This is a genomic window from Burkholderia sp. 9775_39 (genome assembly GCF_015712225.1).
GTDB lineage: Bacteria > Pseudomonadota > Gammaproteobacteria > Burkholderiales > Burkholderiaceae > Burkholderia > Burkholderia cenocepacia.
Genome location: NZ_JACCQC010000017.1, coordinates 135,462 through 151,570, shown reverse-complemented (window position 1 = coordinate 151,570; position 16,109 = coordinate 135,462). Strand labels below are relative to the sequence as shown.

At 67.2% G+C, this 16,109-nt stretch carries 14 protein-coding genes; 10 read left to right on the top strand and 4 right to left on the bottom strand.

Features of this window, described 5'->3' with window-relative positions; all coding sequences use genetic code 11:
• The first annotated feature begins 147 nt into the window (after window positions 1-147).
• From H0X90_RS23015 to H0X90_RS22985, 7 genes are all read left to right on the top strand, one after another.
• Complete coding sequence (locus H0X90_RS23015) at window positions 148-891, top strand: Crp/Fnr family transcriptional regulator (RefSeq protein WP_006481933.1); 744 nt, start codon at window positions 148-150, stop codon at window positions 889-891.
• Between the two features lie 185 nt (window positions 892-1,076).
• Window positions 1,077-4,244 (top strand): efflux RND transporter permease subunit, encoded by a 3,168-nt coding sequence (locus H0X90_RS23010; RefSeq protein WP_077189152.1) that lies wholly within the window; start codon window positions 1,077-1,079, stop codon window positions 4,242-4,244.
• 36 nt (window positions 4,245-4,280) lie between these two features.
• On the top strand, window positions 4,281-5,510 hold the full coding sequence (locus tag H0X90_RS23005; RefSeq protein WP_077189153.1) for an efflux RND transporter periplasmic adaptor subunit: 1,230 nt from the start codon (window positions 4,281-4,283) through the stop codon (window positions 5,508-5,510).
• 5 nt (window positions 5,511-5,515) lie between these two features.
• Window positions 5,516-7,033 (top strand): efflux transporter outer membrane subunit, encoded by a 1,518-nt coding sequence (locus H0X90_RS23000; RefSeq protein WP_077189189.1) that lies wholly within the window; start codon window positions 5,516-5,518, stop codon window positions 7,031-7,033.
• Window positions 7,034-7,054: 21 nt separating this feature from the next.
• The gene (locus H0X90_RS22995; protein ID WP_006485649.1) at window positions 7,055-7,750 is read left to right on the top strand and encodes a heavy metal response regulator transcription factor; all 696 of its coding nucleotides are present in this window, start codon (window positions 7,055-7,057) and stop codon (window positions 7,748-7,750) included.
• The gene (locus tag H0X90_RS22990) at window positions 7,747-9,231 is read left to right on the top strand and encodes a heavy metal sensor histidine kinase (RefSeq protein ID WP_006494936.1); all 1,485 of its coding nucleotides are present in this window, start codon (window positions 7,747-7,749) and stop codon (window positions 9,229-9,231) included. The genes H0X90_RS22995 and H0X90_RS22990 overlap by 4 nt, the downstream gene beginning before the upstream one ends.
• A 99-nt stretch (window positions 9,232-9,330) precedes the next feature.
• Window positions 9,331-9,918 carry a LysE family translocator gene (locus tag H0X90_RS22985; protein ID WP_006485658.1) on the top strand — a complete coding sequence of 196 codons (588 nt, stop codon included), beginning with the start codon at window positions 9,331-9,333 and terminating at the stop codon, window positions 9,916-9,918.
• A 12-nt stretch (window positions 9,919-9,930) separates the two neighbouring features.
• Here the strand turns inward: H0X90_RS22985 and H0X90_RS22980 are convergent, their stop codons facing one another.
• Window positions 9,931-10,776: an AraC family transcriptional regulator gene (locus H0X90_RS22980; RefSeq protein ID WP_006485655.1), complete on the bottom strand. Its 846-nt coding sequence runs from the start codon at window positions 10,774-10,776 to the stop codon at window positions 9,931-9,933.
• 232 nt (window positions 10,777-11,008) lie between these two features.
• Window positions 11,009-11,566 (bottom strand): inclusion body family protein, encoded by a 558-nt coding sequence (locus H0X90_RS22975; protein WP_006485654.1) that lies wholly within the window; start codon window positions 11,564-11,566, stop codon window positions 11,009-11,011.
• Window positions 11,567-11,929: 363 nt separating this feature from the next.
• On the opposite strand from H0X90_RS22975, the gene H0X90_RS22970 reads away from it, so the two are divergent.
• The 3 genes from H0X90_RS22970 (at window position 11,930) to H0X90_RS22960 (ending at window position 14,360) form a co-directional block, all read left to right on the top strand.
• Window positions 11,930-12,484 (top strand): AidA/PixA family protein, encoded by a 555-nt coding sequence (locus tag H0X90_RS22970; protein WP_077189154.1) that lies wholly within the window; start codon window positions 11,930-11,932, stop codon window positions 12,482-12,484.
• A gap of 122 nt (window positions 12,485-12,606) precedes the next feature.
• The gene (locus H0X90_RS22965) at window positions 12,607-13,161 is read left to right on the top strand and encodes an inclusion body family protein (protein WP_077189155.1); all 555 of its coding nucleotides are present in this window, start codon (window positions 12,607-12,609) and stop codon (window positions 13,159-13,161) included.
• A gap of 404 nt (window positions 13,162-13,565) precedes the next feature.
• Entirely contained in the window at window positions 13,566-14,360 is a 795-nt protein-coding gene (locus H0X90_RS22960) for an SDR family NAD(P)-dependent oxidoreductase (RefSeq protein WP_006485656.1), read from the top strand.
• A 38-nt stretch (window positions 14,361-14,398) separates the two neighbouring features.
• Here the strand turns inward: H0X90_RS22960 and H0X90_RS22955 are convergent, their stop codons facing one another.
• Together H0X90_RS22955 and H0X90_RS22950 are read right to left on the bottom strand one after the other, a co-directional pair.
• The gene (locus tag H0X90_RS22955) at window positions 14,399-14,773 is read right to left on the bottom strand and encodes a hypothetical protein (RefSeq protein ID WP_006494939.1); all 375 of its coding nucleotides are present in this window, start codon (window positions 14,771-14,773) and stop codon (window positions 14,399-14,401) included.
• Between the two features lie 222 nt (window positions 14,774-14,995).
• Window positions 14,996-16,066 (bottom strand): AI-2E family transporter, encoded by a 1,071-nt coding sequence (locus tag H0X90_RS22950; RefSeq protein ID WP_006485660.1) that lies wholly within the window; start codon window positions 16,064-16,066, stop codon window positions 14,996-14,998.
• Window positions 16,067-16,109 lie beyond the last annotated feature (43 nt).

Sequence of the window (16,109 nt, the reverse complement as noted above, 5' to 3'; positions counted from 1 at the left end):
TCCACCGGGGCGCATGCACCCCGGATCGTTTTGATGTGGTTCAATTGCCGACAGCCTAACGGGCGCTATTGTGAGCCGTCTGTCATCGAAACGACAGAGTGCCGCTCGAGCGCTGCGCGTTATCCCTATCCTCGCAAACCCGCACCCATGCACGACCATCCCGACGCGGCCGCCGCCCCGGCCGACCCGCCTCCCGCACCGGGCCCGCTGCCGCCGCTGGCGACGCTGTTCGGCCAATGCGCGTGGTTCCGCACGCTGGCGCCCGAGCACCAGGCGCTCGTGCTGGCCCAGTCGCACGTCGAACAGTGCGAAGCCGGCGACGTGATCGCGCACCGGCTCGCGCCTTCCGCATACTGGATCGGCGTCCATCAGGGGCTGCTGAAGCTCGCGATCTTCAACGTGTCGGGGCGCGGCTGCACGTTCTCCGGCGTGCCGTCGGGCGGCTGGTTCGGCGAAGGCAGCGTGATCAAGCGGGAGCTGCGCAAGTACGAGGTCGTCGCGATCCAGCGCTCGACCGTGCTGTTCGTGCCGGTCGACACGTTCCATGCGCTGCTCGACACGAGCCTGCCGTTCACGCGCTTCGTGATCCATCAGTTGAACAACCGGATGGGCGAATTCATCGCGTCGATCCAGAACAGCCGGCTGCTCGACGTCGACGCGCGCGTCGCGCAGGCGCTCGCGCAGCTCTTCAACCCCGCGCTGTACCCGGATACCGGCCCGTCGTTGTCGATTTCGCAGGAGGAACTCGGGATGCTCGTCGGCGTGTCGCGCCAGCGGATCAACCAGGCGCTGCAGCAACTCGAGAAGCTCGGCGCGTTGCGGCTCGCGTACAACCAGATCGACGTCGTCGATCTCGATGCGCTCGCCCGCTTCGGCATGGAGCAGCTGTGAGCGCCGCCCGATACGCGAAACCGTCGCGATCGCGGCGGCGCATTCCGTCTGCGGAATCGGCCGACGGCCCGCGCGCCTCAACCTGACGATTCCGCCAGTTTCGCGACAGTAACCCGTGCCGGGCCGACGCCTATCATTCGGGTTCCCTTCACCGCCGCCCGATCACCGCCTGTCCCGCCGCCTCCATGTGGATCGTCAATCTCGCGCTCAGGCGCCCCTACACGTTCATCGTGATGGCCATCATGATCATGCTGGCCACCCCGCTTGCGCTGATGCGCACACCGGTCGACGTGCTGCCCGCGATCAACATCCCGGTGATCAGCGTGATCTGGAATTACAACGGCTTCTCCGCGACGGAGATGACGAACCGCATCACGTCCGTACATGAGCGGGTGCTGACGACGACCGTCAACAACATCCAGCACGTCGAATCGACGTCGCTGCCCGGCATCGCGGTCGTGAAGGTGTTTCTGCAACCGGGCGCGAACGTGCAGACGGCGATCGCGCAGACGGTCTCGTCCGCGCAGGCGATCGTGCGGCAGATGCCGCAGGGCGCGACGCCGCCGCTCGTGATCACCTATTCCGCGTCGAGCATTCCGGTGATCCAGCTCGGGCTGTCGAGCAAGACGCTCAGCGAACAGTCGCTTGCCGACATCGCGCTCAACTTCCTGCGCCCGCAACTGATCACCGTGCCGGGCGCGCAGATCCCGTTCCCGTACGGCGGGCGCACCCGCGTGGTCGCGATCGACCTCGATCCGCAGGCGTTGCTCGCGAAGGGCCTCACGCCGGCCGACATCGTCAACGCGGTCAACGCGCAGAATCTCGTGCTGCCGACCGGCACCGCGAAGATGGGCCAGACCGAATACCGGATCGACACGAACGCGTCCGCCGATACCGTCGCCGACATCAACGACCTGCCGGTCCAGACCGTCAACGGCGCGACGACCTACCTGCGCGAGGTGGCGTCGGTCCGCGACGGCTTCGCGCCGCAGACCAACGTCGTGCGCCAGAACGGCCAGCGCGGCGTGCTGATCTCGATCCTGAAAAGCGGCGACGCGTCGACGCTCAAGGTCGTGTCGGACCTGAAGGCGCTGCTGCCGAAGGTGGTCCCGACGCTGCCCGAGGGGCTCACGATCACGCCGCTGTTCGACCAGTCGGTGTTCGTCAACGCGGCCGTCCAGGGCGTGATCCACGAGGCGCTGATCGCCGCCGTGCTGACCGCGATGATGATCCTGCTGTTCCTCGGCAACTGGCGCAGCACGCTGATCATCGCGATCTCGATTCCGCTGTCGATCTTCACGTCGCTGATCGCGCTGTCCGCGCTCGGCGAGACCATCAACATCATGACGCTCGGCGGGCTCGCGCTCGCGGTCGGCATTCTCGTCGACGACGCGACCGTCACGATCGAGAACATCGAGCGGCACCTCCATCTCGGTACGAACCTGCACGACGCGATCCTCGAAGGCGCGGGCGAGATCGCGGTGCCCGCGCTCGTGTCGACGCTGTGCATCTGCATCGTGTTCGTGCCGATGTTCTTCCTGACGGGCGTCGCGCGCTTCCTGTTCGTGCCGCTCGCGGAAGCCGTGGTGTTCGCGATGCTCGCGTCGTACGTGCTGTCGCGCACGCTGGTGCCGACGCTCGCGATGCTGCTGTTCCGCCCGCAGCAGGCGCACACCGGTGCCGACCATTCGGCGTCGCGCTTCGCCCGCATCCATCACGCGTTCAACCATGCGTTCGAGCGGCTGCGCGCGTGGTACATCGTGCTGCTCAGCATCCTGCTCGTGCGCCGCCGCTTCTACGCGCTGTGCTTCCTCGGCTTCTGCGTGCTGTCGACCGGCCTCGTGTTCATGCTCGGCCGCGATTTCTTCCCGAACGCCGATTCCGGCAACATCCGGCTGCACATGCGCGCACCGACCGGCTACCGGATCGAGGAAACCGCGCGCCTCGCCGATCAGGTCGAGCGCGTGATCCGCGAAACCGTGCCGCCCGACGAGCTCGGCGCGATCGTCGACAACCTCGGCCTGCCGGTGAGCGGCATCAACCTGTCGTACAGCAACGCGGGCACGATCGGCACGCTCGACGGCGAGCTGCTGATCGCGCTGAAGCCCGGCCACCGCGCGACCGGGCACTACGTACAGACGCTGCGCACGCTGCTGCCGCAGCGCTTCCCGGGCGTCGAGTTCTTCTTCCAGCCGTCGGACATCATCACGCAGATCCTCAACTTCGGGCAGCCGGCCGCGATCGACGTGCAGGTGCTCGGCAACGATCTCGCGAGTAACATGACCATTGCGAGCAGCCTGATGAAAAAGATCAGGCAAATCCCCGGCGCCGTCGACGTGCACGTGCTGCAACGCAACGACGAGCCGACCCTGCTGGCCGACATGGACCGTACGCGCATGCAGCAGCTCAATCTCTCCGCGCAGAACGTCGCGCAGAACATGCTGATCTCGCTGTCGGGGAGTTCGCAGACGACGCCGTCGTTCTGGATCAACCCGCGCACCGGCGTCCAGTACCCGCTGCAGATCCAGACCCCGCAATACAACCTGTCGTCGGTCGACGACCTGCTCGGCACGCCGATCTCCGCCAGCGGCCGCGCCGGCGCGCCGCTGCAACTGCTCGGCAACCTGGTGCAGGTCCGCAGTACCGTGAACCCGGCCGTGATCACGCACTACAACATCCGCCCGGCGATCGACGTGTACGTGAGCGTCGAGGGCCGCGACCTCGGCGCGGTCGCGGGCGAGATCGACCGCATCGTGTCCGACGCGCGCGCGACGCTGCCGCGCGGCACCGCCCTCGCGATGCGCGGCCAGATCGAGACGATGCGCACGTCGTATCTCGGCCTCGGCGCGGGCGTCGCGATGGCGATCGTGCTCGTCTACCTGCTGATCGTCGTCAATTTCCAGTCGTGGCTCGATCCGCTGATCATCATCAGCGCGATGCCGGCCGCGCTCGCCGGCATCGCGTGGATGCTGTTCGTCACCGGCACGCACCTGAGCGTGCCCGCGCTGACCGGCGCGATCATGACGGTCGGCGTCGCGACCGCGAACAGCATCCTGGTCGTGTCGTTCGCGCGGCAACGGCTCGCGGCCGGCGCGCCGCCGCTCACGGCCGCGCTGGAGGCCGGCGCGACCCGGATCCGGCCGGTGCTGATGACGGCGCTCGCGATGATCATCGGGATGGTGCCGATGGCGCTCGGTCTCGGCGAAGGCGCCGAGCAGAACGCGCCGCTCGGCCGCGCGGTGATCGGCGGGCTGCTGTTCGCGACCGTTTCGACCTTGCTGTTCGTGCCGCTCGTGTTCGGCGGCGTGCATTCACGGCTGGCCCGTCGGCGCGCGCGCCAGGCCGGACACTGACTTTCGCCCCACTACCCGGTTGAATTGGTTGAATTCATGGAAGAGAAACATCACAGCGCCGTCGGCATCCAGGTGGACGAACACGGCATGCACCTGCCGACGCGCGCGTCGGTGTCGCGACGCGGACGGGTCGTCCTGATCGTGATCGGCGTACTGCTGGCCGCCGGCGCCGCGCGCACGCTGATCGTCAACGGGCTGAACCGCAACCGGCTCGACGCGGTCGCCGAGCAGAACACGCGCCAGTACGTGAACGTCGTGCATCCGGTCGACGCGGCCACCGGCGGCAAGCTGACGCTGCCCGGCACGCTGCGCGGCTTCGTCGAGGCGCCGATCCATGCGCGCGCCAGCGGCTACGTGCTGCGCTGGCAGGCCGATATCGGCGCGCACGTGAAGCAGGGGCAAACGCTCGCCGAACTCGATACGCCGGAGCTGAACCAGGAACTGGCGCAGGCCACCGCGCAACGTCAGCAGGCGCAAGCCGCGCTCGCGCTCGCGAAGACGTCGTTCGACCGCGCGCAGCAGTTGCGCCAGCGCGATGCGGTGTCGCAACAGGAACTCGACGACCGGCAAGGCGCGTTCAACCAGGGCACCGCGAACCTCGCGGCGGCCGATGCGAACATGCGCCGCCTCACCGAACTGAAGGGCTTCCAGCGGATCGTCGCGCCGATCGACGGGATCGTCACGCAGCGCAACGTCGACGTCGGCGATCTCGTCAATTCCGGCAACGCGGGCCGCGCGCTGTTCACGGTCGTGCAGGCCGACCGGCTGCGCCTGTACGTGCAGGTGCCGCAGGCGTATGCGCAGCAGGTGAAGGTCGGCCAGCACGTGAGCGTCGCGCAGGCCGAGCTGCCGGGTCGAACCTTCGACGGGACGATCACGCGCACGTCGCAGGCGATCGACGTCGCGACGCGTTCGCTGCAGATCGAGATCACGCTGCCGAACCCGGACGGACGGCTGCTGCCCGGCGCGTACGTGCAGGCGACGCTGCCGATGACGCCGGTCGGCCGCCTGCAGGTGCCGGCCAATACGCTGCTGTTCCGCGCCGAAGGCCCGACGGTTGCGACCGTCGATGCGAACGGCCAGGTCCACCTGAAGCAGGTGACGGTCGTGCGCACGATCGGCCAGACGCTCGAAGTCGACGGGGCGATCACGCCGAACGACCGCCTCGTCGCGAACCCGAGCGACGCGCTCGCGAACGGCGACCGGGTCGTCGTGCAGGCGCCGGCCGCGCAGCCGGCCTCCGCGGTCGCGGGAGCGAAATCGTGAGCGCGATGCGCACGCGCGTGCGGCCCGTGGCGCTCGCCGCCATCGTTGCGGCCGCCGCCGTCGCCGGCTGCACGGTCGGCCCGGATTACCGGCGCCCGCCCGTCGATACACCGGCCACGTGGCGGCTCGATCCGGCCGACCAATACTGGCAGCCGGCCGCGCCGGCCCGCGCGCCGCTCGATCCGGTCTGGTGGACCGCGTTCGGCGACGCGCAGCTCGACGCGCTGGAAGCCGACGCGCTGCGCAACAACCAGAACCTGAAGGCGGTGGCCGCGCGCTACGACCAGGCGAAGGCGACGCTCGCGTCGGTCGCGTCCGCCCAGTATCCGGCCGTCGGCCTGAACGCGAGCGGCCAGCGCTTCAAGATCTCCGCCGACCGGCCGCAGACCAACTACGCGACGCGCAGCATGTCGACCGTGCAGAACGAGATCCAGGTCGGCGCGGCGGTCAGTTACGAACTCGACCTGTTCGGCCGCGTGCGGCGCAGCGTCGAAGCCGCGCAGGCCAGCTCCGAGCAGGCGCGCGACGATTTCGCGAACGCGCGCCTCGTGCTGAGCGCCGATCTCGCGTCGAGCTATTTCGCGTTGCGCGAACTCGACACCGAGATCGACGTCGTCAAGCGTTCGATCGATCTGCAGCAGAAGGCGCTGGATTACGTGAGCGCGCGCCACGACCTCGGCGCGGTATCGGGGCTCGATCTGCTGCAGCAGCGCGCGCAGCTCGACGCGACGCGCACGCAGGCGCAACTGCTGATCCAGCAGCGCGCGCAGGTTGAAACCGCGATCGCGACGCTGGTCGGCGCGCCCGCCCCCGAATTCTCGCTGCCGCCGCGCGTGGTGCCGATCAACGCGCCCGCGCTGCCGACCGGCATGCCGAGCGACCTGCTGCAGCGGCGCCCCGACGTCGCGTCGGCCGAGCGCGCGATGGCCGCCGCGAACGCGCAGATCGGCGTCGCGCGCGCCGCGTATTTCCCGCGCATCACGCTGTCGCCGGACCTCGGCTGGGACGCGACGCGCTTCGCGGGCCTGTTCACCGTGCCGGCGCTGCTGTGGTCGGTCGGCGGGTCGCTCAGCCAGCCGCTGTTCGAAGGCGGCAAGCTGAAGGCCGGCGTCGATTTCGCGCAGGCCGGCTACGTCGCCGCGCAGGCCAGCTACCGGCAGACCGTGCTCACCGCGTTCCAGGAGGTGCAAAATGCGGTGACCGGCCTGTCGGTGCTCGCGCAGGCCGCGCAGCAGGCCTCCGCGGCCGTCGACGACGCACGCAAGCTCGTGTCGCTCGCGCAGGATCGCTACGCGGGCGGCCTGACGCCGTTCATCGACGTGCTGACGGCCCAGCAGCAACTGCTGACGAGCGAGCGCCAGGCCGTGCAGATCCAGGGCCAGCGCGCGGCGCTCGTCGTGTTTCTCGCGAAGGCGCTCGGCGGCGGCTGGGACGGTGGCACCGAGAGTGGCCCGGCGCCGTCCGACGTCGCGTCGGCAGCCCCCGCAGCGCGGCGCGGGTGTCGGCCCTTGACCCGCCCTTAACCGGTTACGCGGAAAACCAACATGAAAGTGCTGATCGTCGAAGACGAACCGAAAGTCGTCGAATACCTGAAGAGCGGCCTGACCGAGGAAGGCTGGGTCGTCGACACCGCGCTCGACGGCGAGGACGGTGCGTGGAAAGCCGTCGAATTCGACTACGACGTGGTCGTGCTCGACGTGATGCTGCCGAAGCTCGACGGCTTCGGCGTGCTGCGTGCGTTGCGCGCGCAGAAGCAGACGCCCGTCATCATGCTGACCGCGCGCGATCGCGTCGACGACCGCGTGCGCGGCTTGCGCGGCGGCGCCGACGACTACCTGACCAAGCCGTTCTCGTTCCTCGAGCTGATCGAACGGCTGCGCGCGCTGACGCGCCGCGCCCGCGTGCAGGAATCGACGCTGATCTCGATCGGCGACCTGCGCGTCGACCTGATCGGCCGCCGCGCGACCCGCGACGGCACGCGGCTCGACCTCACCGCGCAGGAATTCCAGCTGCTCGGCGTGCTCGCGCGGCGCAGCGGCGAGGTGCTGTCGAAGACGACCATCGCCGAACTCGTGTGGGACGTGAACTTCGACAGCAATGCGAACGTCGTCGAAACGGCGATCAAGCGCCTGCGCGCGAAGCTCGACGGCCCGTTCGCGGACAAGCTGCTGCACACGATCCGCGGGATGGGCTACGTGCTCGAAGCGCGCGAGGACGGCGACGCGGAGCGGCGCGCATGAAACGCTCGATCATCCTCCGGCTTTCGGCGATGTTCGGCATCGTGTCGCTGCTCGTGTTCACGCTGGTCGGCTGCGGGCTGTTCGTGATGATGGAGCGCCAGCTGTTCGCCGAGTTGCGCGCGACGATCGACACGCGCGCCAAGGTCGCCCAGATGATCGTGTCGCACGCGACCACGGCCGCGCGCGGCCGCCTGATGCAGGAAAAGCTCGCCGATCTCGAGCCGCCCGACGGCTCGACGCACTACCAGGTGATCAGCGACAACCCCGCGTTCCGCTTCGGCAGCCCCGTCGACGGCGTGCCGCTCGACCCGCCGTTCGGCGCGTTCCAGCGCTACCAGCTCAACGACAGCAGCTACGCGGTGATGACGAAAACCATCACGCTGGCCGGCGCCGGCGAGCGGCCGACGCTGCAACTGGTGGTCGCGACGTCGTGCGAACGGACGCAGCGGATGCTGCGCCGCTTCGGCTGGACGCTGGCCGCGCTGATCGCGACGGCCACCGTCATCACGCTGCTGCTGAGCCGCGCGGTCGCGCGCTTCGGGCTCGCGCCGCTCGACCGGCTGTCGCAGGACGCGGCGAGCGTGAGCGCGACGAACCGCCGCCAGCGGCTGCACACCGACGCGCTGCCGACCGAGCTGCGCGATCTCGCGACGTCGTTCAACGGCGCGCTCGAACGGATCCAGCAAACCTACGCGCGGCTCGAAGCGTTCAACGCGGACGTCGCGCACGAGCTGCGCACGCCGATCAGCATCCTGATCGGCCAGACCCAGGTCGCGCTGACGAGCCGCGACCGCTCGGTCGACCGGATGCGCCAGACGCTGCAGTCGAACCTCGAGGAATTCGAGCGGCTGCGCGTGATCATCAACGACATGCTGTTCCTGTCGCGCAGCGACCGCGGCGAACGCGCGACCGACCTGAAGGACGTATCGCTCGCCGACGAGGTGCGGCGCATGCTCGACTTCCTCGAAATTCCGCTCGACGAGGCGCGGTTGCGCGCCGAACTGCACGGCGATGCGCGCGCGGCCGTCGATCCGTCGCTGTTCCGCCGCGCGATGACGAACCTGCTGATCAACGCGATCCAGCATTCGGCGCCCGGCGCGACGCTGAACGTGACGATCACGCGCCGCGACACGCTCGTCGAAATGGCCGTGTCGAACCCCGGCGAGCCGATCGATCCGGTGCTGCGCTCGCATGTGTTCGAGCGCTTCTACCGGCTCGAGGAAGCGCGCGCGAACAGCAAGGAAAACCACGGGCTCGGGCTGTCGATCGTCAAGGCCGTGGCCGAAATGCACGGCGGCGGCGTGTTCGTCGCGTGCTCGGGCGGCGTCAACACGTTCGGCTTCTCGGTATCGACGCAACCCTGCTCGGGCGGGCCGCTGCGGCCGGCCGATGTCGCCGGCGCGGTGGATTCGGCCGATTCGGCCAATCCGTCTGGTCCGCGCGACGCGCGGCCGGCGCACGCGCCGCGCGCGCTGCACTGACGGCGGTCGCGCGCCGCCGAGGGCAGTTTTCTTCAATACGGGCCGACGCGGCGCCCGTAGTCTCGATACGACTTTCGACATGTCGCATGGAGACACCTGATGAGCATGCTGGTTTCGATGGCCGCGTTCGCGCTCGCCTCGTCGATCACCCCCGGTCCCGTCAACATCGTCGCGCTCAGCGCGGGCGCCCGCCACGGCCTCGGCGCGAGCCTGCGCTACGCGGCCGGCGCGACGCTCGGCTTCGTCGCGCTGTTCCTGCTGATCGGCCTCGGCCTGCACGCGGCGCTCGCGCGCTGGCCCGTGCTGACGACGGCCACGCAGTGGTCGGGAATCGCGTTCCTGCTGTACATGGCGCTGCGGCTCGCGCTCGACGACGGCCGGCTGTCGGCCGATCCGCACGTGGCCGGCCCGTCGGCGGCGTCCGGCGCGGCGATGCAGTGGCTCAATCCGAAGGCATGGCTCGCGTGCGTGGCCGCGATGGGCGCATATGCGGCCGATGGCGACCGCGCGCAGGTCTGGCAGTTCGCCGCGCTGTATCTGGTGATCTGCTTCGCGTCGATCGCATGCTGGGGCTATGCGGGCGCGTCGTTGCGGCACCGGCTCGCGAACGCACGGCGCATGCGCGTGTTCAACCGGCTGATGGCGCTGCTGCTCGCGGGCAGCGCGCTGTTCCTGCTGGACGTGTAGCGGCTTCGCCGGTCAGCGCATCGCGCTGCGATACTGTCCGGGCGTCGCGGCCGCGATCCGCCGGAATGCGCGCTGGAAATGCGCCTGGTCCGCAAAGCCGGCGTCGAGCGCGACTTCGGCGATCGGCCGGCCGCGGCGCAACTCGGTGCGGCCGTACTGCACGCGCCGATCGATCAGGAACGCATGGGGCGTCATCCCGTAACGCGCATTGAACGCGCGGATCAGGTACGACGGCGACAGGTCGGCCGCCGCGCAGATCGCATCGAGCGTGACGGACTCGCGGCAATGGGCGGCGATGTAGTCGGCCGCGCGCGCGAGTTTCGCGTTGTCGTCTCCCGGCCGCCGGTCGGGCAGCTCACGGTCGAGCGCGCCGTGCAGCGCCGTGAAGAATTCGACCGCCGCACTTTCCTTGCCGAGCGCATCGATGCCGGGCGATACGAGCGTGCGATAGAAGCCGCCAAATTGCGCGAACAGGTCGCCGCGGTCGGTCCACTTCGGCGAAAACCCGTGGAAATCGCGGTTCGGATCGTGCCCCAGCGAGTGTTGGAGCCGCGCGAGCCACGGCACGTCGACATAGACCATCCGGTATGCCCACGCATCCGGGCCGTAGGGATTGCAGGCGTGTACCTGCTCCGGATCGATGATCACGAGCACGCCGCGGCCGACGTGCGCGTTCGTCGCACCGTTTACGTACGTGCTCGTGCCGCCGACGATCGCGCCCACCGACAGCGTGTCGTGCGTGTGCTTCGCATAGCAGATCGCACGCCCGTCGTCGACCGTGCGCGCCTCGATGAACGGCAGCGCGGTATCGCGCCAGAACGGCGACGGTACGGTGGATCGGTTGGCGGTACGGTTCACGCGGCGGGCTCCGGTTCGGACGAGTGCTCACCGTACAAGACTGTGCGGCGCCGCGCAACCGCACCGTCCGGCTTCGATGTTCGGTTGAATCGTGCCCACGACGATGATCGTGGGCACGATCCTGCCCGTCGCCGGCGCCCGACACGATGTCGCGCTTGGGCCGGGACATCGCGCCCTGTACCCGCCTACAGGCGTTTCCGCCTGCTCGGGCGCCGACGTCGAGACGATCGGGTCAGGCCGGCACGTAGATCTTCGGATCCCACCAGTAGTAGCCGAACAGTTCCTGGTTCTGCCCGCCGACGAGCTTGTAAAGCGCGAAGCAAACGCCGAAATATTCGGTGCCGCTTTTCCGGACCGACGAGTCGAAAGTCGCGAACGTGAGTTGCTTCTTCAGCGGCGGGAGGCCATTGCGGCTCCCCGAATCCGGGTTGGGTTCCACCGCGCCATTGCGGACGACGGTGTTGCAGACGAACGGGTTGAATACCTCGTCGCCTTGATAGCGCGGGATGTTGTAGATGATCACGGCATCGTCGGAGTTGTCGTAGATCGACACGCCGGTGAACTGGACGCGGTCACCCGGATATGCGGTGATTTCCAGGTCGGCCGTACCCTGCCCCTTGACGCCACGCGCGCCGGTGCAAATCAGGAACTGGCCATTGTGGGCGATGCCCGTCGGCTTGTTCGGATCCTGGCTCGGATTCGGATACGTTTTCTTGACCCATTCCGTATCGATCACCGCGATGATGTTGATGTCCTGTGCGCTCGATGCAAGAGTGACTTCGGTAGCCATGGCTGATCTCCATTCATTAAGCGTTATGAATTTAAATCCGACGACGCGTCATTGGCGCGTCAAGGACAATATCGTCCTCTTCGGCAATCGAAATCAATTACAGTCGATTACGCGGCGACGAACGTTTTAATTCAGACCCAACAACCCGATTCCAGACCGAAAAAATCCATAAAAATCAATTACAGTCGATTACACCGCGACATCGACCCCACCTCGCCCGCGAAAAGCAATTTTCATTAAAATAAATCCCCCATCAAACCTGACAGGTACTAAAACCAATATAAATGGCCAATACTGAAAAAGCGCATCGCCGATGCGCCACGCGCACCGCACGGGCAATTGGCCCACCACGGAGGCATTCCAATGAAAGTCGATCCGAACAGTATCAATCTGGAAAAAGCCGCTCAGTCCATTCAAATTCTTGCAGTTATCGACACGAATTACATAAAGAGAAGTCACCCCAATCCGAGCCTGAACGCGCAGAACCCGACCAGCATCGCCAGCACTGCGTTGTTCATGCTCAACGGCCACGCGCCCGGCGTGAGCAGTTCGGAGGGAAACGGTAATCTGGGCCTGAAATTGAATGTCGGCGACAAGGTATCCCTGATGGGGACGTCGCTGGCCGACAATTCGGGAGACGCTGCGCTGATTTACCACGTCCAGCAATACTCGGGCGCTCAGGTGTTCGCTCCGTTTGCCGCGGTGACCATCGAACAGGCTGGCGCGGCGAGCGCTGCCGAAACGCCGGACCTCATCGCGACCTCGGCGCAATCCCAGGTCTTACAGGCATTCGAATCCGTCGCAAAATCCGCCGGATCCGAGTACCTCGCCACGTCTTTTGCGCTTTATACGCGGAGCCAGAACAGGAAATCCTTGTTCGGCTACTTCTTCTGGGTCTGGCAAGCCGCCGCTGCTTGACGCGAGCGCCGCCGACAACTCGCTCCGAAGCGATACGGGAGCGATTCAAGTCGGCAGATCTTGCGCGGCGCCCCGGAGGGTGCCGCACCTCTTCCGCGACAAAACCAAAATGGAGCACCCGTATGACAGCCGATCTTGGAAGCCTCACGCTCGACCCGAGCGCGCAGCAAATCGACATCCTCGCGGTAATCGACACGGAATACATCAAGTGGAGATACCCGCATCCGAGCAGGCAGCCCGAATTACCGATCGCCGTCGATCACCGCGCCGTGCGCCTGCTGTATACCGGTGCGCGGGGCGGGTCGATCGGAAACGGCCCGGCCGACCCTGTTCTGACGCTGTATCCGGGCGACACGGTTTCACTGAGGGCAGTCTCCCTCTATGGGAACGTGGATGACTCGGTGCTGATTTATCAGGTTTCGCACCTGTTCGGCCAGCAGGTATTCAACCCGTTTTCGCAGGACTTCCTCGACGTGAACGCCGTGCAACTGAATCCTGAAACGCGCGACGGCCTGCCGCCGGTGACGAAGCCGCAGACTTTCGTCAGCATTGGCTCCAAGGCAAGAGAGAGCGGGATAGAAACGCTTGGCGCGTGCTTCGGGCTCTATGCGCTGGAAAGAAGCACCCAGGAGCTGGTCGGATACTACTGGTGGGACTGGTTCGTCACGTGCTCCTGATATTCGCCTTCCGGCGTTGACGGCTCACCCGTTCCGCGGGCAATAGTCACGAAATGGGCTGGCGGCATGCACGGCATCCGCCAGCATCGGCAGTGGCGCCGACTCTTTCCGGCCGACATTCGACCTGCTGCCATCGCGGCCGGCGAATACGTCGTCGGTCGGGTACCGCGCGGGTGAAGCACGCGCGGTACCCGGATCTCACGCGTGGTTGCCCCGAGCCGGCACGGATCTCTCGCGACCGAGATCCACGCCGGCACCTCACAACTTCCCTCCCCGGCATTCCTGCATGACCGCCGCCGACGCGCTCGCGAGATGGCCTATTGACCGGAATTTGCCTAAGCTTTGAATTCCGTCCGCCGCGGCACGCGCGGCGCTTCCCGTTCACTCTTCCCCCCGCCACGCTCATGCAGATCGATCTGAAAGGCAAGACCGCGGTCGTCACCGCTTCCACCGCCGGCATCGGGCTCGCGATCGCCGAAGGGCTCGCGCGCGCCGGTGCGCGCGTCGTCGTCAACGGCCGCAGCGACACGTCGGTGCAATCCGCGCTCGAGAAACTGCGCGACACCGTGCCCGGCGCAAGCTTCGACGGCGTCGCCGCCGACCTGTCCGATGCGGCCGGCGTCGCGCGTGTCACGCAGCACACGCCGGATGCCGACATTCTCGTCAACAACGCGGGCATCTACGGCCTGAAGCAGTTCTTCGACATCGACGATGCCGAATGGGAACATTATTTCCAGATCAACGTGATGTCCGGCGTACGGCTCGCGCGGCATTACCTGAAAGGGATGATCGAACGCAATGCCGGGCGCATCGTGTTCATTTCGTCGGAATCGGGCCTGAACATTCCCGTCGACATGATTCATTACGGGTTCACGAAAACCGCGCAGTTGTCGATCGCGCGCGGCCTTGCAAAACTCGCGGCCGGCACCAACGTGACCGTCAATTCGGTGCTGCCGGGGCCGACGATGTCGGAAGGCGTGCGCGCGATGCTGAAGGCGCAGGCCGACGAAACGGGCCGCAGCATCGACGACGTCGCGGTGGATTTCGTGCGCACCGAGCGCGCGACGTCGATCATCCAGCGGCCGGCGCTGCCCGAGGAAATCGCGAACCTGGTCGTGTACGTGTGTTCGCCGCTCGCCTCGGCCACGACGGGCGCCGCGCTGCGCGCCGACGGCGGCGTGCTCGATACGATCGCGTGACGCGTGCGTGACACGCTCGCGCGGCGCAGGCGGCCGCGCTAGCGCGATGCGGCCTTGCCCGGCTGGAGCGTGCCCTTGCGGTCGGCGTCCATGCACGAATCGAAGCCGTACTGCGTGACGACGCCGGCCTTGTCGAACACGACGAAGTACGACCGGTGATCGTTGCCGTGCTCGATGAAATAGTTGTAGCAGACACCGCTGCCGTTGCGGACCATCCAGACGCTGCGCGGGTTGCCGGCGGCGCGGACGACGTCGGCGCGCGTCGCGCCGTGCCTCGACGCGGCCCGTGCCAGCGGCGTGCGCGAATACGAAAACGGCAGCCACGAGTCGAACCACGCACAGCCATGCAACATCAGGCAGCTGGCGGCCAGGGACAGCGTCGCTGCGGGACGGGACATCGAAATCAATCGCATGCTCGGGGAATCTGCTGCGCCATGCCGGCGTGATCGAAAGCCCCATGCTACTCGACCTTTGGGTCCGGATCGAAAAGAAATGTAGAGATCGTTATCCGGATCCCTGCGATCGCAGGCGTCCTCGCCCGCCGAATCGTCAGCGATCGTTGCAGCCGTCACCCGCGTGCGTGTGCATCCGCGTCGTCGCACCGCTGCGTCGAGCCGACGCCACGGCATGCGCGCTCAAGCGATCCATTCGGCCCACAGCATCGTGAGCACCGTCATCAGCGCCGGGCCGACGAACAGCCCGATCAGGCCGAACGTCTCGGCGCCGCCGAGGATGCCGAACAGCACGAGCAGGAACGGCAGCCGTGTCGAACCGCCGATCAGCACCGGCCGCACGAAATGCTCGGCGACGAACACGACGATGAACCCGAGCGCCGCGACCACGACGGCCCACATGGTCGCCCCCTGCACGAACAGCCAGAGCGCCGCGCCGCAGAACACGACCGGCGCGCAGAACGGCAGCATCGCGGCGACCGCCGTGACGAGCCCGAGCAGCGCCGCATGCGGCACGCCCGCGAGCGCATACGCGACGCCGAGCAGCGCGCCCTCGCCGAGCCCGACGACGACGAGCCCCGTCACCGTGCCGTACACGGCCGCGACCATCCGCTCGATCAGTTCCGCGCCGTTGCGCCCGAACGCGCGCCGCGCGCCCTGCAGCAACGCACCCGACAGCTTGTGGCCCGCGCGCAGGATCACGAACAGCGTGACGAGCATGAAACCGAATTCGAGCAGCACGTGCGCGAGCTTCGTGCCGAATTGCCGGCCGAACGCGATGAATTTCTCGCTGTTGACGCCGTGCATCGCGGTGGCCGCATGCAGCGGATGGCCGAGATTGGCCTGCCACCATTCGGTGATCTGCGCCGCGCCGTACGGCAACCGGCTGACCACGTCCGGCAACGGAATGCCGTTGTCCTGGACCGTGTGCAGCCACTCGCGCAGGTCATGCGCCTGCGCGATCGCCTGGGTCGTCGCAACCGCCACCGGCAGCACGACGAGCAGCGAAATCGCCGCCGTGATGACGGTCGCGATCAGCGTCGGCCGGTCGCGGAACAGCCGATGCGATTCGAAGCGCTTCAGCAGCGGCCACATCGCGATGGCGATCACGCAGGCCCACGCGATGGCGGGAATGAAGTCGCGGATCACCCACAGCGCAAGCACCAGCAGCGCCGCATACAACGCGACGCGGGCGATCTGTTGCGCGCGCGGCCGCGCGGCGGAATCGTGAGACGACGGCACATGTGCGCCCATGGCACCTCTGTCGAAAAGAAAAAATGGCGGTTCGCGCAGGCCA